The 19,327-nt window shown below is 38.7% G+C and carries 19 protein-coding genes and 4 pseudogenes; 9 read left to right on the forward strand and 14 right to left on the reverse strand.

The window, feature by feature from the left end:
• Positions 1-69: 69 nt before the first annotated feature.
• From PUN35_RS04780 to PUN35_RS04805, 6 genes and pseudogenes are all read right to left on the reverse strand, one after another.
• Positions 70-1,710: a YndJ family protein gene (locus PUN35_RS04780; protein ID WP_014479931.1), complete on the reverse strand. Its 1,641-nt coding sequence runs from the start codon at positions 1,708-1,710 to the stop codon at positions 70-72.
• Entirely contained in the window at positions 1,692-2,324 is a 633-nt protein-coding gene (locus tag PUN35_RS04785; RefSeq protein WP_014479930.1) for a DUF4166 domain-containing protein, read from the reverse strand. Before PUN35_RS04785 ends, PUN35_RS04780 begins: the two co-directional genes overlap by 19 nt.
• Before the next feature lie 4 nt (positions 2,325-2,328).
• Positions 2,329-3,135: a hypothetical protein gene (locus PUN35_RS04790; protein ID WP_014479929.1), complete on the reverse strand. Its 807-nt coding sequence runs from the start codon at positions 3,133-3,135 to the stop codon at positions 2,329-2,331.
• Positions 3,136-3,281: 146 nt separating this feature from the next.
• Positions 3,282-3,863 (reverse strand): annotated as a pseudogene (locus PUN35_RS04795) (Ger(x)C family spore germination C-terminal domain-containing protein); the annotation flags it as partial.
• Positions 3,864-3,945: 82 nt separating this feature from the next.
• A pseudogene (locus tag PUN35_RS04800) lies at positions 3,946-5,502 on the reverse strand (spore germination protein).
• A 293-nt stretch (positions 5,503-5,795) separates the two neighbouring features.
• Complete coding sequence (locus tag PUN35_RS04805; RefSeq protein WP_003231626.1) at positions 5,796-5,984, reverse strand: hypothetical protein; 189 nt, start codon at positions 5,982-5,984, stop codon at positions 5,796-5,798.
• A 306-nt stretch (positions 5,985-6,290) separates the two neighbouring features.
• On the opposite strand from PUN35_RS04805, the gene PUN35_RS04810 reads away from it, so the two are divergent.
• Positions 6,291-6,725, forward strand: coding sequence for an SRPBCC family protein (locus PUN35_RS04810; protein ID WP_003231627.1), 435 nt, complete (start codon positions 6,291-6,293; stop codon positions 6,723-6,725).
• 126 nt (positions 6,726-6,851) lie between these two features.
• Here PUN35_RS04810 and PUN35_RS04815 read toward each other — a convergent pair whose 3' ends face one another.
• From PUN35_RS04815 to PUN35_RS04825, 3 genes and pseudogenes are all read right to left on the reverse strand, one after another.
• Complete coding sequence (locus PUN35_RS04815) at positions 6,852-8,204, reverse strand: IS1182 family transposase (protein ID WP_014478984.1); 1,353 nt, start codon at positions 8,202-8,204, stop codon at positions 6,852-6,854.
• Positions 8,205-8,365: 161 nt separating this feature from the next.
• Positions 8,366-8,764 (reverse strand): hypothetical protein, encoded by a 399-nt coding sequence (locus PUN35_RS04820; protein WP_009967329.1) that lies wholly within the window; start codon positions 8,762-8,764, stop codon positions 8,366-8,368.
• 16 nt (positions 8,765-8,780) lie between these two features.
• Positions 8,781-8,939 (reverse strand): annotated as a pseudogene (locus tag PUN35_RS04825) (hypothetical protein).
• A gap of 78 nt (positions 8,940-9,017) precedes the next feature.
• Between PUN35_RS04825 and tatAC the strand changes: the two are divergent.
• The 5 genes from tatAC to PUN35_RS04850 all read left to right on the forward strand — a co-directional run bounded on the left by tatAC (position 9,018) and on the right by PUN35_RS04850 (position 11,392).
• Positions 9,018-9,206 (forward strand): twin-arginine translocase TatAC, encoded by a 189-nt coding sequence (gene tatAC, locus PUN35_RS04830; RefSeq protein ID WP_003231634.1) that lies wholly within the window; start codon positions 9,018-9,020, stop codon positions 9,204-9,206.
• 174 nt (positions 9,207-9,380) lie between these two features.
• Positions 9,381-9,581 (forward strand): spore coat protein CotC, encoded by a 201-nt coding sequence (locus PUN35_RS04835; protein WP_014479921.1) that lies wholly within the window; start codon positions 9,381-9,383, stop codon positions 9,579-9,581.
• A 245-nt stretch (positions 9,582-9,826) separates the two neighbouring features.
• Positions 9,827-10,183 carry a YoqO family protein gene (locus PUN35_RS04840; RefSeq protein ID WP_014479920.1) on the forward strand — a complete coding sequence of 119 codons (357 nt, stop codon included), beginning with the start codon at positions 9,827-9,829 and terminating at the stop codon, positions 10,181-10,183.
• A gap of 159 nt (positions 10,184-10,342) precedes the next feature.
• Complete coding sequence (locus PUN35_RS04845) at positions 10,343-11,062, forward strand: YrpD family protein (RefSeq protein ID WP_014479919.1); 720 nt, start codon at positions 10,343-10,345, stop codon at positions 11,060-11,062.
• Positions 11,063-11,104: 42 nt separating this feature from the next.
• Entirely contained in the window at positions 11,105-11,392 is a 288-nt protein-coding gene (locus PUN35_RS04850) for a hypothetical protein (RefSeq protein WP_121509411.1), read from the forward strand.
• Positions 11,393-11,514: 122 nt separating this feature from the next.
• Here the strand turns inward: PUN35_RS04850 and PUN35_RS04855 are convergent, their stop codons facing one another.
• On the reverse strand, positions 11,515-12,354 hold the full coding sequence (locus tag PUN35_RS04855; RefSeq protein WP_014479918.1) for a thymidylate synthase: 840 nt from the start codon (positions 12,352-12,354) through the stop codon (positions 11,515-11,517).
• 274 nt (positions 12,355-12,628) lie between these two features.
• Positions 12,629-12,793 carry a hypothetical protein gene (locus PUN35_RS04860; protein WP_003231643.1) on the reverse strand — a complete coding sequence of 55 codons (165 nt, stop codon included), beginning with the start codon at positions 12,791-12,793 and terminating at the stop codon, positions 12,629-12,631.
• Between the two features lie 406 nt (positions 12,794-13,199).
• Here PUN35_RS04860 and cotU point away from each other — a divergent pair, with 406 nt between their 5' ends.
• Positions 13,200-13,463, forward strand: coding sequence for a spore coat protein CotU (cotU, locus tag PUN35_RS04865; RefSeq protein WP_033881937.1), 264 nt, complete (start codon positions 13,200-13,202; stop codon positions 13,461-13,463).
• A 600-nt stretch (positions 13,464-14,063) separates the two neighbouring features.
• On the opposite strand, the gene dutA is transcribed toward cotU, so the two are convergent.
• Positions 14,064-14,498: a dUTP diphosphatase DutA gene (dutA, locus tag PUN35_RS04870; RefSeq protein WP_014479915.1), complete on the reverse strand. Its 435-nt coding sequence runs from the start codon at positions 14,496-14,498 to the stop codon at positions 14,064-14,066.
• A gap of 29 nt (positions 14,499-14,527) precedes the next feature.
• Positions 14,528-14,988 (reverse strand): annotated as a pseudogene (locus PUN35_RS04875) (DUF2691 family protein).
• A gap of 428 nt (positions 14,989-15,416) precedes the next feature.
• Between PUN35_RS04875 and PUN35_RS04880 the strand changes: the two are divergent.
• Together PUN35_RS04880 and alr are read left to right on the forward strand one after the other, a co-directional pair.
• On the forward strand, positions 15,417-15,842 hold the full coding sequence (locus PUN35_RS04880) for a hypothetical protein (RefSeq protein ID WP_014479913.1): 426 nt from the start codon (positions 15,417-15,419) through the stop codon (positions 15,840-15,842).
• 410 nt (positions 15,843-16,252) lie between these two features.
• Complete coding sequence (gene alr / locus PUN35_RS04885; protein WP_031600564.1) at positions 16,253-17,437, forward strand: alanine racemase; 1,185 nt, start codon at positions 16,253-16,255, stop codon at positions 17,435-17,437.
• A 101-nt stretch (positions 17,438-17,538) separates the two neighbouring features.
• On the opposite strand, the gene PUN35_RS04890 is transcribed toward alr, so the two are convergent.
• Entirely contained in the window at positions 17,539-18,954 is a 1,416-nt protein-coding gene (locus PUN35_RS04890) for a sugar porter family MFS transporter (RefSeq protein ID WP_033881939.1), read from the reverse strand.
• Positions 18,955-19,327 lie beyond the last annotated feature (373 nt).

Below are 19,327 nucleotides of genomic sequence, written 5' to 3' on the forward strand. Positions count from 1 at the left end.
TGATGCGGAGCAGAATTTTTTAAAAACAGTTCATCTATTACAACTGGCAGACGAAGCTTCTTCTTTGTGTTAGGTTCTTTCAATAGGCTGGTTAATATGTGTAATGCTGTAATGAACAGTTAGAAATTTTATTCCAAACAGCCACATATGATGAACAGCCGTTAATTTGTTGTCATGTGCAGCTTCTATCAGAAAGGTTTCAGATAAAGGAAGCGGACAAGTTCCCGCTCTTGTTTGCAGATAAATCCCCTCATCACCCGCTCTGCTTTTTCTCCGCCTGCTTGTTAAAACCAGCTTCTCCTGATGATGATATGGTTTTAAAATACCTGTCATGCTGCTGAATGGAAGCGGTAAAGAAATATTCATATACCCCTCTCCATTTGAACGATACACTGAATAAAGAGCGGTAAAAATGGTTTCGTTTTTTTCATTTGTTCTAATCCAGGCACGTACTCTTTCCCTTCCGTCTTTTTTCGAATGAACACCTTTTATCTTGCTGTACATCCTATACCAGTCAGGGTTCGTCGAAAGATGTATTTGGCCGATTCTTCTGCTGAACCATTCGTAAATAATTGCAAGCGGCCGAAACCACATGCTCCATGTTACTTTTGCTTTAATATTGTATTCGATGGTTTGTTCATAAAACGAAAGAATGAGCGGCGCCAGTTTTTCTGGTGAAAAATCTTTTGAACGCAGGCTGCCCATATCATCCACAAGCCCGCTGTACCGAGCGTTATTTTCAGCTTGAATGTTAGCTAAAAATTCTTCTCCAATCTTTCTTTTTCCGTAGATACGGCTGAATGTCTTTACACTGTCTGCATCAAAAGGCTTCGCATCCTCTATTCTCCACCCTATGAGAGCGGGCAAGATAACACCAAACGCATTGACAAAACCGTGAATCCAAATCATCTGATTGATGGTCAATGTAACTTCTTGCCGAAATACACCAAATGAATAAATCATCGAGAAAGCAATCGTTATCATTAAAACAGCGGAAGAAAGCCGAATAAGAAATGTCCCCGTCTTGGTGCGAAAAGCTGCCGTGAACACCAAAAATGCATGAAGATAAATCGCCGCCATATAAATGCTAACCGCAATGACATCAAGTGTTTTTGAATATGTGATGCCCAGTGCGATAAGAAGGGGCGAAAGCAAAATCACCCATGTTATCCAACTGTACAACATCCGATGTTTTCTAATGGTTCTGCCGAGTAATCCGTTGAAGATCGGGATCAGAAAAGCAGAATAGTGAAAGTGGACAGCAGTAAGCAAAATGATGAGAGGGCCAAATTGCATGATCTGCAAATGGGCAGCATAAGCAAAAAACCAAAATCCTCCTCCCGCCAAATAAATAAGGCCGAACAAAACTGATGTCTCTTCGATTCTATGTATCTTTGTTTCCCAAAGGCGGAGGATCGCATACAATGCAATAAAAACTGTGTACATCCACCAGATAAGTGCGAAAACTCCAACCTCTGTCACAAGAGCCAACACCGCAAAGAATGCGGCTGCCGGATAGCACTGGATTAGCCCATATTCCATAAACTGAGCAGCACGAACCGGCGATTGACGAAAAACAAAAGGGAAAATTCCCGGCACGAAAAATAGAATGGATAACAAAACGAGTGCCTCTGCCACTGAAATATCCGGTGCTTCCGCTGCAAGAAATCCTATAAAACAAAGCGCACTGACTATGCCATTTCGTTGCATGATTCTCTCTCTTCCTCCTGAAACGTTCCTTTATAAAAGAAAAGAGTGCCAAGAATTGTATTTTGCACATGCACTTCAATGGTGAAACAATTCTTTTTTTCATCAAACGTTTCGCAAACTACGGATGTACCGGTCAGCCATTTCGGCAACGGGATTCTTTTTCCGCATATCAATAGCCATTGCTTTCCCGATGTGATCGTAAGAGAGCCGTCATGAGATGCCTCGAACGTCAAAACAGACAGCAGCAGATGAGGTTTGCCGAAGAAATCAAGTATTCTATTTTCTTTCTCGTCATATATCATTATCGCGTCAAAGAAACGTTTTTTGCCTTTAAAGATAAATGTACGATTCCATTCTATTCCTGTATGTTGTGATTTCAAAAGACAAGTTCTATTTTGTATTGTAAATGGAATGTCTTTGCCTCTTTCTGAAAAGAAGCATCTGAAAAAAACACCCAGCTTTAACAGCATTCTAACCAGAAAAGAGCCTCCGCTTATTTCTGACATCGTTCCCGTCCCGCTGAATGTTTGAGACCCGTCTAATTGGTACCGTTTCCGCAGCTTGGGATGCAGCAAATGATAGTTAATAATTGATTTTTCATAAATCGAACTCACAATGTCACTTCTTTCTCTTTCGTTTTGTGCGCCTGGCACTGGGGAGCTGCAGGCTAAGAGCGCCGCTTGCAGCGGAAAACACACTCAACAGAATCCACATGAATATTTCGGAACCTAGACAAGCAAACCCAGCAAAAATACAAGCCTGGACACCATGAATGATCCATTTTCTTTTTAAAGGAAGCAGCCACAAAATAGCTAAGCCTATCTCCGCTGTTCCTGCCAAAATGCTTGTTTCAACACCTGCAAAGCCTTGATAGAACCAAAACAGGCTGAAAAACAGACACATGAACACATAGATGATAGCAGATCGAATGAAGCGCTTCGGATGTTTATTTTGCTCTACCCAAAGCCTTAATGCATCAAAGCTCCAGGCAGTCGCCCAGCCAAGCAGCGGCCGAAATAATAAACGATCAATCCATCTTCCCAGCAGTCCGTAGGCTGTTTTGTATTGGTACTGTGTTAAAAACGTCATTTTCCCATTTTCTCTCTGTATATACTTCCAGTAGCCGCTTCCATGCCGAATCAGAGATAATGGATGATCAGAGCCAAAAGCCAGTGAAGAAGACCTTTCAGATGAACATTTGTTGAAAACACGGACGGTTTCTCCTGTACCTGACACCTTTAATCCAAAGCCTACCCTTGTTTCGTAAAGAAACTTCTGTTTTTCGCATGGCTGACTATTCAAATACGTAATATTTGAAAACCGGAGATCCCATTCCTTATGCAGTGATGGGTTTTGTGTATATTCCCAGAGTGTATCCAGATCAGATTTCATTTCGATTTCTACATAAATCGGTTTCTGCCTCACAGCCCCTTCTCCCTTCTATTTCAAGCAATTCCTATATTAGCATATTGGTCGATTTGAAAAGTGTATATCTCTCCAAAAAAAGTATCTTTATCCTAATAAATGCATAAAAAAGAGAAGAGAGGTTTCCTTCTCTTCCTTGGGATTCATTACTGAGTTTTAACCGTGCCGAAATGAGTAATTGTGACGTTCACACTGTATGTGATGTCGGCTTTACTGAAGGTGTCATCCCAGTTATTTTTCACCCTTTTCCATAAGTGAGGATATGTAAGTCTAAAAGATTCATCAAAACCCGCAACATCTGCTTTATAATCATGCTGAATTTTTTTTAATACCTGACCAACTATTTTCTTTACCTCGTTTTCAATAGTCGTTTCGAGACGATCTATAAACTGGGTGTCCAACGCCTCTTTTGTGTTCCAGTTTTCAACCAAATCGCCTTCTGATTCAATATCGACATGGAATGAAATATCTTTCCCTTTTACGATTGGCTGAATTCTGCTTTTGATTTTATTGATATCGTACGCTAACGTCTGTTGGCTCTTTTTATCATGACTTTTGACAACTCCGCCTTTCCCTTCTCCTCTAATCCATGTAATCCCCTCAGTTTCATATTCATTTAAGGTGCCTATCATTTTTTTCGATTTTCCGTTGATTACAGCTGCTCCGGAATACTTGACCGCTCCATTCGCCGCAACCACATTTTGCAGTAAAAAGCTGCTGCCAGAATAATGATGATAATCGTTGCCTGAGCGGTTGTGATTTTACTGGTTGGGCTGAACATGAGACTTTATCACCATCCTGTCGAGTTCATCACTTCACCCGTTTTGTATTATCTGTATTCATCATTTTAGGCCGGCGCTTCATGACTAAAAGAGGCATTCTGATAACAAAGTCTTTCCAATCTTTTAAGTGATAGGGCACTGCCGGACTTGCGTATGGCACACCAAAGCTCTTTAACTTTACGACATGGCTGCTTAGCAGCAGATAATACATAATGACTCCAAACAATCCAAACACCGCCGCACAAAACATCGCGCCAAACCGAAGCATCCGAAGTGCTATACCTGTGCTATAATGCGGGATGGCAAATGAAGAAATTGCTGTGAGCGCAACAACAATGACCATGATTGGACTGACAATCCCCGCCTGCACAGCTGCTTCCCGATGATTAATCCGCCAACTATGCCAATTGCGGGTCCAATCGGTTTTGGCAGACGAAGCCCCGCTTCTCTTAAAATTTCGATCGCGACTTCCATAAATAAGGCTTCAATGAGGGATGGGAACGGAACACCTTGGCGCGTCCCGGAAATTGAAATTGCCAGCTTGGTCGGAATTAACCCCGGATGAAAAGAAATAAATGATATATATAAAGCGGGTGCGAATAATGTTATCATTGCTGCGATGAACCTCAGCAATCTGATGAGCGAGCTCGGGAACCACCGTTCATAATAATCTTCAGGCGATTGAAGCATCATGCTGAAAGTGACTGGAACAATCAAAGCAAACGGAGTGCCGTCTAGCAGAATAGCTACTCTTCCTTCCATTAATTCGCTTATGACGCGATCAGGACGTTCTGTACTCTGTACTTGCGGGAACGGGCTCAAATAATTATCCTCAATTAACTGTTCAACGTAGCCTGACTCCGGCAAATGATCGATCTCAATCCCTCTCACTCTTTTTCTTACTTCCTCGACTACTTTTGGGTCTGCAATGTCATTCATATAAGCGATAATTAAATCCTTTTTTAATCGTGTTCCTACTTCAAATCTCTGCAATGTTAATTGATCATTTTTTCCTTGCTGTCTCAAAAGAGCTGTATTCGTACTCAACTCTTCTGTAAAGCCTGTGCGCGGTCCTCTGACAAGCGCTTCTGAAAGCGGCTCCTTGATACTTCGATTTTGTTTTTTTACAGTTCCCAGAAGAAACGCCTGCGGTATTCCATCGATGAGAAGCGCTGTCGAACCCATGAACACATTCAACACGATATCACTGATTTTCTCTGATTCTATGACATCACCGATTGATTTGATTTTTTATCTGTTTCGAAGTTAAAGTACCTTTGCCGGATTGAGAAATTTCATCGCTTACCTGATTAGGTTGATTCATAACTAACACTGATAGACCTTTATTAATCAATTCCTGATCAGACAGTCCTTCAACAAAGATCAATGCCGCTTTTACATGTAAATGAGTGATTTCAAACTCACTGAAGTGAACGTCCCCGTTATGTCCTATTTTTCTTTTTACATTTTCTAAATCGTATCCGATGTTACCGGTTAACACATCCTGATCCTGCTTTTCAGCTGTCAAATAATCTGATTTATGCTGCTTCTGTGTTTTGTATTGATTGTTCCGCCACCTCATCATTGCACCTTCTTATACATGAATCCAAGTAAACACTTTATAGATTACATATGGAACGAGAAATACTACTAACGCTTGAAACCACACATTCCAGTCAGTAAGTGTTGATATCATGTTATCCATCTGTCATTTCCCCTCTCTCTAATAGGATTATTTTTCCCGTATACCTATTTTTTATGTTCGTCTTTTTTCTCAATAAAAAAAGCATGATGAACATTTCATCATGCTTTTAAAGAAATCAACCTGACCATTTTGCATAATTAACACAAAATGAGCCTTTTAGCAGTCTGGGAAAACTAAAATTCCAGCTTGAAGCTTTCTGCCTGATCTGAAACTTCCACAGGAATCCCCATTATCGTTTTCGGTTTGGAAACGTAAACAAAGCGCATTTCCTCCTCTAATTGCTGAAACGCTTTTTCACTAACTAAAATTCTGGCCGGCTTCCCTGGACTGTTATCAATGGCTGCTTTGATTTTTCCAAGCATAAAAAACCTCCTGTTTTAGAAAATGGATCATTTACTATTAAAACAAAAATCGCAAAATAAATTGCCTGAACAGGAATTCCGGTTCAAACATAGCAGTTGCGGCTGCAAACAAGAATGAACGAAATGACAACATACACCTCTCTCTCTTTTTCGCGCATGCAGAATTCTCCCATTCACAGATCAGACTGGCGACTGACACGCTGTTCAACAGCAGCTCTAGCATAAATAATGCACGCTATGGACATGATCTTATTAGTTATTATATGATTGAATTGAAAAAACATCATATGTCAAGAGGTAAACGAAATGGCTCAAAACAACGAAAATGCATTACCGGATATTACAAAAAGCATTACTCTGGAGGCTCCCATTCAGAAAGTCTGGGAGACAGTCTCTACTTCAGAAGGCATTGCCAAGTGGTTTATGCCCAATGACTTTCAGCTCAAAGAAGGACAAGAATTTCACTTACAATCGCCGTTTGGGCCGTCCCCTTGTAAAGTTTTGGCTGTTCAAGCTCCAACTGAACTTTCTTTTGAATGGGATACAGAAGGATGGGTCGTTACCTTTCAATTAGAAGACTTGGGGGAAAAGACAGGGTTTACCCTTATTCACAGCGGCTGGAAAGAGCCGAATGAAGTGATCGGCAAAGCAAACGAGAAAAGCTCCGTCGTTCGCGGTAAGATGGATGGCGGCTGGACTGGCATTGTAAATGAACGGCTTCGTAAGGCTGTCGAAGAATAAAAAAAGAGAGAGGTATCTCTCTCAGCTTGTAGAGAAAACGACGTTTTTTCTACAAGCTTTTTTGTTTTATACAGTTTCTTTAGATATTCATCAGGTTTCAGATGCAGAAAAAGCGCTCCCACATGCCTAGCCCTGCTTGGCTAGGTATGTGGCAATCTTCTTCATGTTCTGGCATGCGGCTGTGAGGAGAACTTGTTCACTCACATTTCGTTTTCCCCTCAACCTGCAATAGCGAAGCCCATGCAGCTGTTTTGAATCTGCAAAGCTTCGCTCTATTTTTTCTTTTCTTTTTTTGTAGAGGTTTTTTCCTGAAACAGACAAGCGATTTTGTCTGACCTTTTCTTTATGATCTTCCCATACATGTCGAGTAATCACTTTCTGCCGATTCTTTGATTTTGTACAGTTTTCAAGCAGTGGGCATGAGGAACATATTTCAGGATTTGATTTATATGACCGGTAGCCTTTTCGGTCAGTTGTTGAGTATGTAAGTGTTTGGTGATTTGGACAAATGTATCTGTCTTGTTCACTGTCATAATGAAATTTCCATTTTGGAAACAAGCCTCGGATAGGGTGATAACGTCTATGTGCGATGACACCAAAGATTTGGCGGTCAGATAATCCTTTACAGATCGGAGTCGTTAAATATCCGGAATCAAGGGCGACGGCTTCTACTTGAAAACCAAATCGTGCGATTTGGTGGTCTAATCGGTCAAGATAAGGCACAGAATCATGGACATTTCCAGGTGTGACGTAGGCATCGGTGATAATGTTGTATTTCATATCTGTTGTGCGGTGATCTAAATAGAAAAAACCTTCTGGTTTGTTTTCACGATACAGATAGCCACTTTCCGGATCGGTTGTACTGTGGCGGATCTCTTTTTCAGCTTTCACCTCCTCTTTGGCTGTTAATGGTTTTTTTCCGTGTTCCTCCCGATCCTCTTGAATGGCTTCATTTAAATCCTTGATATAGTTTTGGGTATCCTGCGCAATTGTTTTTCTTGTGTATTTATGCTTGTTGGCATTGGCTTTAAGGTGTGTGGAGTCGGTGAATAGGACTCGTCCGCCCACCATGTCATGATTGATGGCCTGAAGAACGATCTCATCAAAAATGTCTTGGAAGATGGTTGTATCTTTAAAGCGTGTGCGTCTGTTCCAGCTGATGGTGGAGTGGTGTGGAACCGGGTCGTTTATGTTCAATCCGAGAAACCATCTGTACGCCATATTGTAGTAAATTTCTTTTTCAAGCTGTCTTTCTGAACGGATACCATAGAGGTATCCGATAAACATCATTTTAAATAAAATAAGCGGATCAAGTGAGGGGCGGCCTTTGTTTTCACTGTAGTAAGGTTTCACCTTTTCAATGATGAAAGAGAAGTCTATGTGTTTATCAATTTTCCGAAGCAGGTGATCCTCTTCAACGAGTTGGTCAAGCAGAACAAATTCGGCTGTGTTTTGAGAAGAGTTTCTTGTGTGGAACATGAGAAAGACACCGTCCTTTTAAGTCTTTCTTTTATTTTATTACAGAAGAATGGATATTTTAAAGAAAAATAAAGGCTGTCGAGATTTTCTCGACAGCCTGAGAGAGAGGTATCTCTCTTTTTTGTTCTTTCCCAAGGGTTATACTTCACAATTTGAGTCCATCAATCATAAAACGTAACAGTTTTAGATTTACCAGAGTAATCGGTAACAAAGAACTCGGCCTTGTTATTGCTCCCATCTACAAATTTTCCAATACTGCCAAATGTGTGGCATTCTCCGGGTGAAAAATAGTTTGCCCCTACATAATCATCAGGATTGTCACCGGGATCATCCTCATATAAGTGCAGTGAAACAGAAAAAGGAGTGCTTCCTGAAAGGCAAACTCTAAAATCTCCTCCGGTCGAGTATACCGTCGGACTTGAGTAAGTATATGTGTAAGTCCCCAACTTATCCCACTCTCCAGCCCCCGCAGTTCCGGCTTTTTCTGCTTGTGCCGTTAATGGAAAAACCGCAGCCAACCCTAAAACAGACAAAAATCCAACTACCTTAGTGAATCTCATCAACTACACCACTCCTCTATTTCAATGATAGCCGCAGATACGTTTGTATCATTTCCGGCAGAGCTACATAATTGATCCAGCCTGCCTCCCTGCTTCTTAGGCAGGTGGCATTGGACATTATATTCAGCAGCAGCCGTTTTATGAATCCGTCTTTGTCTGGTTTTAAAATGTTCAAAATAAATGCATTCCCATTTGTACTGCTATCTCTTATAATTTGTTTAAAAGGTTGTACTTCAATCAGGGGGAAAAGGATATGGAATTAAGCTTCACAAAAATACTCGTTATTTTGTTTGTAGGTTTTTTAGTATTTGGGCCTGATAAACTGCCGGCGCTTGGCCGTGCAGCAGGAAAAGCCTTATCAGAATTTAAACAAGCAACAAGCGGACTGACTCAGGATATCAGAAAAAATGACTCAGAAAACAAAGAAGACAAACAAATGTAGGATAAATCGTTTGGGCCGATGAAAAATCGGCTCTTTATTTTGATTTGTTTTTGTGTCATCTGTCTTTTTCTATCATTTGGACAGCCCTTTTTTCCTTCTATGATTTTAACTGTCCAAGCCGCAAAATCTACTCGCCGTATAATAAAGCGTAGTAAAAATAAAGGAGGAGTATATATGGGTTATTACAAAAAATACAAAGAAGAGTATTATACGGTCAAAAAAACGTATTATAAGAAGTATTACGAATATGATAAAAAATATGATGACTGTGATTACGACAAAAAATACGATGACTATGATAAAAAATATTATGATCACGATAAAAAAGACTATGATTATGTTGTAGAGTATAAAAAGCATAAAAAACACTACTAAACGCCATTAACATCTCCTCGTTTTTACTTTCCCCCGGCTATTGCCGGGTCTTTTTTGTTTGTGCACTATATGTATATTTCTGAAGCTTCCCTTTATATGAAAACCTTGGTGACTGAATCTGAAAAAGAATAGTGAATATTTAGTACATAGTTTAGTTAGTTCATAAGTGAGCGCATTCAGTTTATTGCAGTTACAAAGAAACTTTTATAAACTCTTTGAGGATCATACATAAAAGGAGAGGTTTTTTGTATAGAAACATCGTATTTTATCTCATTTTACTTTGTCTATTTATATCAGTTGTCATGAAAAGCTTTGAGGTGATAAGCACAATAGCCAATGTTATCTGCTTTGTTTTCGTATTGCTGTATTTTAAAGATGAAATGAAAACATACTCACGTAAAGCGTTAGCAATCCTAAGTATTTGTTTTCTTTTCTTAGTCGGTATCTGTGCTTTTATCATTTTACAAGGACAGACATTGATGAAACGTCACCTCTTTTTTACAGGCAGGGAAACGATAGCGGGCATTCTTTTAATAATCGTTTCTTTAAGCATTTGTACTTTTATTTTGAGGAGAATTTCAAATCGGTTAAAACGATTGTGATCTCATTCTTTCCTCTGATAAAGGTATATAGCTTTCAGATTGGCGAAGCGTTTCGTCCCTTACTTCACTCAAAATGAAATATTTTGTCGATTATATACATCAATACAGTTCCAAAATAAGGTATAATAAATGGCCAAACCACTATCAAAAGGGGGAATTTTGGTGAAAAAAGTATTGATTGCAGGTGCAGTAGGAACAGCGGTTCTTTTCGGAACCCTTTCATCAGGTATACCAGGCTTACCCGCGGCAGATGCTCAAGTCGCAAAAGCAGCATCACAGCTGCCTAAGGGAATCGGCGGCCGCGCCTATCTGAATAGTACAGGCGCCGTTTTTACAGCTAAAATCAATCTTCCTGACACTGTAAAATATGATACGGTCTCTACTCCTTATATTTATTCAGGATTTAGGGCAACAAGCGGAACTGAGGCCGATATCGGGCTTCAGTACAGCAAACAATACAACGTCTGGAAGCCCCTCATGAAGGTTGGGTCCAAAAATGAAGAAACGTACATCGAAGGAAAAGACAAATTCACATACAATAAAGGCTTCCGCCCTGGAAGCACAGTCCAAATGACAATCCATAAAAATTTAAGCGGCAATACGCGCATGACCCTTTGGGGAACGAACAATGACGGCTACACCGGACGGATTATCACAGAAATTCAAGGAACCAACATCGGCACGATTTCAAAATGGAAAACCCTTGCTACCGCGGCTGTTTCGTATGAAAGCCAGCGTGATGCGATCAAAGCAACCTTTTCGACATCTTTTAACAACATCACAATCGACAATAAAGCCGTCACTCCTGTGGTAGATACACAGGATTTCGCAAAGGTTTCTGTTGCAGGAAATAACGTTACGATCTCTGTTAATAAATAAACGAAGCAGCAAAAATCCGCCAGCATTGTCTGGCGGTTTTCATTGGAGCATACTGGTCATAGTTCGTTTCTTCAGCTCTTTTGTTTAAACCTAACTTTAATAAGGGTGGAAATTGGTATGAAATATGAAAAAACAAGTCTTTTTGGAATGATTTTAGTTATTGTAGCACTTCTAATATCTATATATTTTATGTGTAATACAAATGCGTTAGTACCTGCTGGATATGATCTAGCTATTCATGGAATTGTAATATCTAGAACTATAATGATTGCTTTTACTTTGTATTTAGTTTCAAAGTTAGGATATTTTCTTCTGAATAAAAAAGATTAACTGTAGAGTTAATCTTTTTTATGTATTATACGTGTTTGTCCTTCGATTTTTATTCATCTTCCAGATTGCTTAATGAAATTAGGATACCTGCTATCCATTCACTGCACAATAAAAAGGCAGCATTAAACCGCTACCTCAAATAAAAGCTTGTCCCCATGTTTATAGTTGATTAACTTGAAATCATCAATGGTAAAGTTATAAAAATCTTTCACTTCAGGATTGATCCATAGTTCAGGTGCTTCAAACTGTTCTCTTTCCATTTGAATTTTCAAATTGTCTATATGACGTGTGTACACATGGCAATCCCCAATGTTAAAGATATATTCACCAAGCTCATAACCAGTCACTTGAGCAATCATGCGCTGCAACACATTGTACTGGAATACATTGAAGGGATTTCCTAATGCCATATCATTGCTCCGTGCTCTTACCTCAAGGTGGAGTTTCCCATGTTTAACGTACCATTGTGTCTCGTATACACATGGCGTTAAGGACATTGCGTCTAAATCATCAGGATTCCACAGCATTGTAATATGTCTGCGTGAAGACGGGTTGTTCTTCAATTGATGAAGAAGATAGTCTACCTGATCCACTTTTTCTCCGTTTAGACTTCTGTTTTTCTTCCCCAGCTGAAATCCATATGCATGTCCGATGGTGCCGTCTTCTTGTTTCCACTGATCCCAAATATGTACGCCCATCTTGTTTAAATCATTAACATCATTAGATTTCAGCTGCCAAATCCAGAGCAACTCTTTAATGGCTGTTTTCCAGGCAACCTTTTTTGTCGTTAAAATCGGAACCTCTGAGTTGTCGAATCTCATTTGCTTACTCATTACACTTAGAGTATGTGCCGGTGTTCCATCTGAGTCCCACTTGGTTCTTACATCAAACTCTTCGTCTGAGATTCCATTATTGATAATATCCTTTATAATTGAATTGTATTGTTTATCGAATTGCGTCATGACTATTCATATCCTTCTTTCATTTTCAGTTGCTAAGCATAATTTATTACGAATGCAATATTATCGCAAATACTAAGCACTTGCAGATAAAGTGAGGATCTTATTCCACTCACTGTGTGTTTAAAGAGGAGTTAATCCCCCCTCTTTTACACCTGTATTTCTCCATAACATAGTCTGTCACATAGCTCATAGTTACCGCCAGTTTGGTACATACACCGTTGATAACATTGTTGAGGATTATAAGAAATGGTTTGATATTGCGGCACATAAAAATTCAAATAGTTAGGTGTTTGTGTATACCAAATTGGAAATTGTCTAAACACATTAAATCCTCCAATAGCTTTTTCTGATTTAATGCATTGTATTTTACCTCAATATCAATTGTCATTTGTCCATGTGCAATTGGGCTTTCTTTAAAATAAATTCTCTCTAATTTCATTCATTTGATCATTAACAACTTTTTTATGATATTTGGCAGCGGTTCATTCCTTATATGATCTGTTTCTGACCGGTTTTGCTGTTTGTTTTTGATGTCTAACTTTAAATCCTTCAAAAGCAGTGTTAAAAAATCACATCATAGAGCTCTGAATCTTAACCATAACGTTCAAATATTCTTCAATTAGAGAAAGTCCCTCTTTACGTATATTAATCTTCTCTATACACTTTACTATTATTTTACAGTGGTTGAGTGCTTTCTCTCGCTTTTGTTTTAATAAACAGCTATCCGTTTTGTTTTTCAGAAAGTGTTTTAAACAGCCTCTTTTTACTATTCTTATTTCATTTGACCATACCATATCATTTAAACTTCATAAATTAAATTCGAATAACATAAAGGAGGAATTTAATTGGGTTATTATAAAAAATATAAAGAAGAGTATTACACTTGGAAAAAAACATATTACAAAAAGTATTACGACAATGATAAGAAGCATTATGATTGCGACAAGTATTATGATCATGATAAAAAACATTATGATTACGACAAAAAGTATGATGACCATGATAAAAAGTATTACGATGATCACGATTATCATTACGAAAAAAAGTATTATGATGACGATGATCATTATTATTATGATTTTGTCGAATCATATAAAAAACATCACTAAATCTCTTAAACGTCTATTTATTCCCCGGCGACATACCGGGGGCTTTTTTATGATATTTATCGACGATACTCAGATTTTTTTGTGCTCATGGCTGCTGTAAATTCAATTATTAATGAACACAAGTCATTTAACTTGGCTTATTATTAGTGGCATTACTAGTTTTTAGTTGCCTTCCCCTACTTATAAAAATTTAGATAAAAGTATTTCTTTATAGAGATGCTTGTTTCATCGACAACTCAATCCTAAAGTGGTAAAATCAATAAAATGTAAAAACTGTAAATATAATAAAAGGAGCATCTATATGTATATAAGTATTATAATTTTAGCATCCATGCTTTTATGGGGCGCAGTTATCCACGAGCTAAGTAAACCTTCAAAAAAGCAAAGCACCAGAAAAATTGTTTCTTTGACATCTTTAGGTTCTTTATCGACTTTAGTTATTACTATTTCACTTTTTCAAAACTTCCCTTTTTAAAATTTGTTTTTAATTAAATCCTTCGTATTAAAATATTCATTTTATACATAATATTTATATGTACCTTGGCTGAAACCTCCATTGATCAATCACACAGCATGAAGACAGCCAAGGATTTATTTTGTTTACTTCGTACCTGTTGAACCGAGTCCTCCTCTATCCTCGTTTCCCAAATGCTCGACTTCAACCAATTCAACCGCCGGCATTTTCTTCATGATTCTAAACTGGCAGATACGATCACCCTTCTTAATTTCAGTATCACGCAATGCATAAGCAGGAAAGAACCAGAAATCGTTGTCTCCCTTATATGACTCATCGATAACACCCATTGAATTTGTTTGAATAACGCCAAAGTTCTTATATGTACTTGAACGAGGGACGACATGTGCTTCGTAACCTTCAGGCAGTTCCATTGCAACACCTAATGGGACAAGCTTAAATTCATCTTTTTTGATTGTTACATCTTCAGCTGCCCGAAGATCAATCCAGTCTCCCTGCTCAATTTTGCTGATTCTTGTTTGTGTTTCATCTAGATACTTGATTTTAATTTTCATTGTCATGTACTAGCTCCTTTAATTTTTATTGACTATCATACAGTAAGGCTTGTTCTTGTGTCATTTTCATCAGTGATAAATTGAACGTCTTCAAAATCATTCTGTAAAGCATTGAAGTAAAGTTTTTCAATGAATTTTTTGTTTTTACAGTAAATCGAAACGTAGCTATTATCTGCTATCAACAGGACAAGTTCGCAATCACTGTCAGCAAACTCTTCATATGTATTGACTTGATTAACCATTTTTCCATATGGAAATGCTTTCAGTTCAACGAAAATGGTATAGTACTGATTCGTTTTTAATTGTTGCTCAAAAACTGCCCCTTCAACAATTGCGTAGTCATGAAAAAGCTCCTCATCATCGAGCTCTCCTTCTACAACAAAATAAGATTCCCCACTCGTTTGCCACCTATAATTAGCTATTTCTACCGGCCGCAGTATTCTCCATAGAAAATTTCCATATTCATTCGGTATTTAAAACTAACTCCCCTATTCATGTATACCCCTTACTTAAACGATTTTTGTGAATACGAGTTTAATTATATACTCTGATGTTAGGTTTATGGAACAAGGAATCGACTGCCTTTTCAACCGATTATCTTTTACAGAATTTCCTCAGCCCTCCTCATTTAAAAGGTTCTTCAATGTTCATAACAATAGACGCCCTCTTGTTCTCTTGTCTTTGTCGAGAAAAGTTAGCCAGTCAGTGCCTTCATATGTAGTGTCCTGCTTGTCTCAGACCGTACTTGATTACGCTTTAATCATCCTGATGTTATGACATGTTTACTCCGTCATAAATATTCACCAGAAATAAACATACCCTTTTTGTATTTCTTGTGAATTATAGGATTTCCCAAAGGTCTTTCCAACTCTTTACCGAATGTATAAATTTGTAATTTATTTCTTATATAGGAGATGAAGAAAAGTGTTTAAGAAAATTGTGGTAGGTTCGATTTTAGTTAGTTCAATTACAGGATTAAGCTCTACTTATGCTTCAGCTGCATCAATTGACCACACACCTAAAAAAGTCACTGCGTTTGCCGCACAATCCGATATTATACTAGAAGAGGAAGAAACGTTTAGAGGTGACGGAAAATTTTATTTTGATTATTATGGAAGTGAAGATGGCGAAATCAGAGTTTTTGTTGAGAATACAGGAAGCAATCCATTTGAATTCAAAATTGTAAAACCAGGTGGTGGAACAATCGCTTCCGGCTATACAGTTAAACCTGGCAAAAGTGTAACTCTAACTCTTGACGTATCACACTATAAAACCGGAACATATTATATTCGCTGTCAAAATGATGATGGAGCTAAGATAAAAGCTTTTGCAAAAGTGCGTGCTCTCTAATAGGAATACAATGGAGCAAGGAAGCTTGTTGTTACTTCCTTGATTTTTTCTGTGCTTCTATACTGCAAACATCACTAATTCTAACCTGTATCCTTTGTATTGATGAACGGTAAGTTTTTCCTGATTAGATTTCTCGTTATCATCTACCCTTAGAAAAAAATGTCCCGAAACAAATAATCATTTTTGTAATCCTCGGTCGCCGTACCCATTAACACCCCACTTACAAGCCTCATGTATCCCGTACTTGCTTTTATTCGAACATTGATAGGCACCTTCTCGTATCACATGGATTTGCTGTTGAATGATTTCAAATAAAGTTGAATAAAATAAGATCGAATCATCCAACAATTAACATTTATTCTTGCGGCAATAGGTGGTATTTATAATCCATAAGAAGGAAGGAAGCGTTGATGATAAAGCTTTGCCGAGAAGTTTGGATCGAAGTCAATCTTGATGCCGTTAAAAAGAATTTGCGAGCGATCCGCCGTCATATTCCACATAAGAGCAAAATTATGGCTGTCGTAAAAGCGAACGGTTATGGTCACGGGTCTATAGAAGTGGCACGCCATGCACTGGAACACGGGGCGAGTGAGCTTGCTGTTGCCAGTGTGGAGGAAGGAATCGTTTTACGTAAAGCTGGGATTACAGCACCTATCCTTGTGCTTGGTTTTACATCCCTTAGTTGTGTAAAGAAGTCAGCAGCTTGGAATATAACATTATCAGCATTCCAGGTTGATTGGATGAAAGAAGCAAACGAGATATTGGAAAAAGAAGCGAGTGCTAACCGGCTGGCCATTCATATTAACGTGGATACCGGCATGGGACGATTAGGTGTACGCACAAAGGAAGAACTTTTAGAAGTAGTGAAAGCCTTAAAGGCAAGTAAATTCCTCAGATGGACAGGGATTTTCACACATTTTTCGACAGCTGATGAACCGGACACAACACTCACAAAGCTGCAGCACGAAAAATTCATCAGTTTTCTCAGCTTTTTAAAAAAACAGGGGATTGAGCTGCCCACCGTGCATATGTGCAACACGGCTGCAGCTATCGCTTTTCCGGAATTTAGCGCTGATATGATCCGTTTAGGTATCGGCTTATATGGTTTATATCCTTCAGCCTATATTAAACAACTAAATCTCGTTAAGCTTGAACCTGCGTTAAGTTTAAAGGCGCGCATCGCTTATGTGAAAACCATGCGGACAGAACCCCGAACCGTTAGCTATGGTGCTACATACGTCGCAGAGCCTAATGAAGTAATTGCTACACTCCCGATTGGCTATGCTGACGGCTATTCTCGTGCCCTTTCCAATCGCGGGTTTGTTCTTCATCGCGGAAAACGAGTGCCAGTGGCAGGAAGAGTAACAATGGATATGATCATGGTCAGTTTAGGAGAAAACGGTGAAGGTAAACAAGGAGATGAAGTCGTGATTTACGGTAAGCAAAAAGGAGCCGAGATTTCCGTTGATGAAGTGGCTGAAATGCTCAATACGATTAACTATGAAGTCGTGTCTACATTAAGCCGCCGCATCCCTCGTTTTTATATAAGAGATGGCGAGATTTTTAAAGTATCAACTCCAGTATTATACGTATAGAACATCTTAAAATGCTGAATCAAGATCCCTCTACCAGGGGGATTTTGTTTTTTCTGAAACTAAAAAAATCCCTCCTATAAGAAGAGAGATTTTCAACATATTTATACCTCAATAACTGATTGTTCAGGAGTATTATGATCGTGTCGAGAACGAAAATGCTCTTCTAATTCTTCAAGTGTACGCCCTTTTGTTTCCGGCATGAATTTGTATACAAAACCGATTGCCAATACACCTAAAGCCACAAATATAAAGAATGTAAAAGACAAACCTACAGAGCTAAGCAAGATCGGGAAAGCAAAACCGATCACAAAGTTTAATATCCAAAGGAAAAAAACACTTATCCCAGAACCAAGTCCTCTTAACCTTTGAGGGAATATTTCCGCTATGACAAGCCAAGTCACAGGTCCTACACACCCTTGCATAAAGGCAAGAAATAAAACGGTCAAAGAAAGCACTACATAAGGAAGTGCCATAGATCCATCAAGCACAATTGAGAAAATCGCAATCAATAGGAGAGCTGTAGTCGTCCCCGCCAAACCAATCAATAATATTGGACGCCGTCTCACTTTTCCGACCAGCCAAATCCCAAATATAACTGCAATAACTGATATCAGCCCATTTCCAATATTAGCGATTAAAGCCGCTTTTGTACCAAAACCAGATTCTTTAAGGATTTGTGTGCCATAATACATAATCGAGTTCACACCTGTAATTTGATTCACTATGGCAACACCGATTCCAATCCATAAAAGACGGCGCAGCCATGGTGTAGAAAAGTCCTTGAGTGATGCCTTTTCTAGTGCTGTATCTTTTTCTACCGCTTCTTGAATTTCTCTACATTCAGCTTCTGCACGTTTATCTTCTCGAATTTGTTTAAGAACTCGCAGCGCCTCACTGTTTTTGCCTTTGGAGATTAGCCATCGGGGGCTTTCTGGTACCTTAAGCATACTGGCAAATAACATGATAGCCGGTACAGCACAAATGACAAGCATGTATCTCCAAACATGTCCCGTATTTGCCATTGTTACACCGAGGATCGCATTAAAAACATATGCTAAAAATTGCCCGCCAACAATCATTAGTTCATTTTGGCTTACCATACGCCCTCTCTTCTCATGCGGTGCCATTTCTGCTAAAAAGGCCGGCACCATCGCCGAGGCTCCTCCAACAGCCAGCCCCAGTAAAAAACGAAAGGCCACCATGATGAAAACATTAGGTGCTAACGCTGTTCCCAGTGATGCCAGGAAAAATAAAAAGGAAAGATTAAGGATCATTTTACGGCGGCCATAACGATCAGCCAATCTTCCGCATAACAACGCTCCAAACGCGGCTCCTAATAAAAGAATACTCGTAACAAGCCCTTCTGTAACCGGTGTTAAATCAAGCTGATCTGGCCTTGCCATAAAAGGTAAAGCTCCATTTATAACTCCGGTGTCATATCCAAAGAGAAGCCCTCCAAAAGTTGCTGAAATCATTATTAATTTCAACCTTCGATTTCGATGTTCATTCATATCCATTTCCCCTGCCTTTATTAAGAATACTTAATAAGCTCTTTCAGTGTGGATATTGAGTCAAAACTAAAGTCATCTCTATCTTAGATTTTCGCCTCTGGATTTGTAACCGTTTACATTTTAGCCAATAGAATAAACCTAAGCTATTAGTTGTTATGTTGTAGTAATGTTTTTGTCACATTATTGTCATTTCTCATATTATCATAATTCTAAAAGCATTTTCAGTCAATATTATTTTCAGGATTATTTATTTCCGCTATGTGATGGTGATGTTTTGATCATCTCGTTGTGAAGTTAACTATTGGCAATTTGGAGTGTTATAAGTTCCCTTGAAGTTTTCCATTCACAAAAAATGTCCATATCGTTATAATGATAATGT

Source organism: Bacillus sp. N3378-2at (assembly GCF_033412715.1).
Taxonomy (GTDB): domain Bacteria; phylum Bacillota; class Bacilli; order Bacillales; family Bacillaceae; genus Bacillus; species Bacillus subtilis.

Bases quoted from the DNA above. Each gene is read 5' to 3' on its own strand.
- alr (WP_031600564.1), top strand. From the start codon at position 16,253: ATGATAAAGCTTTGCCGAGAAGTTTGGATCGAAGTCAATCTTGATGCC.
- PUN35_RS04855 (WP_014479918.1), bottom strand. From the start codon at position 12,354: ATGACGCAATTCGATAAACAATACAATTCAATTATAAAGGATATTATC.
- PUN35_RS04890 (WP_033881939.1), bottom strand. From the start codon at position 18,954: ATGGATATGAATGAACATCGAAATCGAAGGTTGAAATTAATAATGATT.
- tatAC (WP_003231634.1), top strand. From the start codon at position 9,018: ATGGAATTAAGCTTCACAAAAATACTCGTTATTTTGTTTGTAGGTTTT.
- PUN35_RS04805 (WP_003231626.1), bottom strand. From the start codon at position 5,984: ATGCTTGGAAAAATCAAAGCAGCCATTGATAACAGTCCAGGGAAGCCG.
- dutA (WP_014479915.1), bottom strand. From the start codon at position 14,498: ATGACAATGAAAATTAAAATCAAGTATCTAGATGAAACACAAACAAGA.
- PUN35_RS04820 (WP_009967329.1), bottom strand. From the start codon at position 8,764: ATGAGATTCACTAAGGTAGTTGGATTTTTGTCTGTTTTAGGGTTGGCT.
- PUN35_RS04780 (WP_014479931.1), bottom strand. From the start codon at position 1,710: ATGCAACGAAATGGCATAGTCAGTGCGCTTTGTTTTATAGGATTTCTT.
- PUN35_RS04835 (WP_014479921.1), top strand. From the start codon at position 9,381: ATGGGTTATTACAAAAAATACAAAGAAGAGTATTATACGGTCAAAAAA.
- PUN35_RS04815 (WP_014478984.1), bottom strand. From the start codon at position 8,204: ATGTTCCACACAAGAAACTCTTCTCAAAACACAGCCGAATTTGTTCTG.
- PUN35_RS04860 (WP_003231643.1), bottom strand. From the start codon at position 12,793: ATGAAATTAGAGAGAATTTATTTTAAAGAAAGCCCAATTGCACATGGA.
- PUN35_RS04810 (WP_003231627.1), top strand. From the start codon at position 6,291: ATGGCTCAAAACAACGAAAATGCATTACCGGATATTACAAAAAGCATT.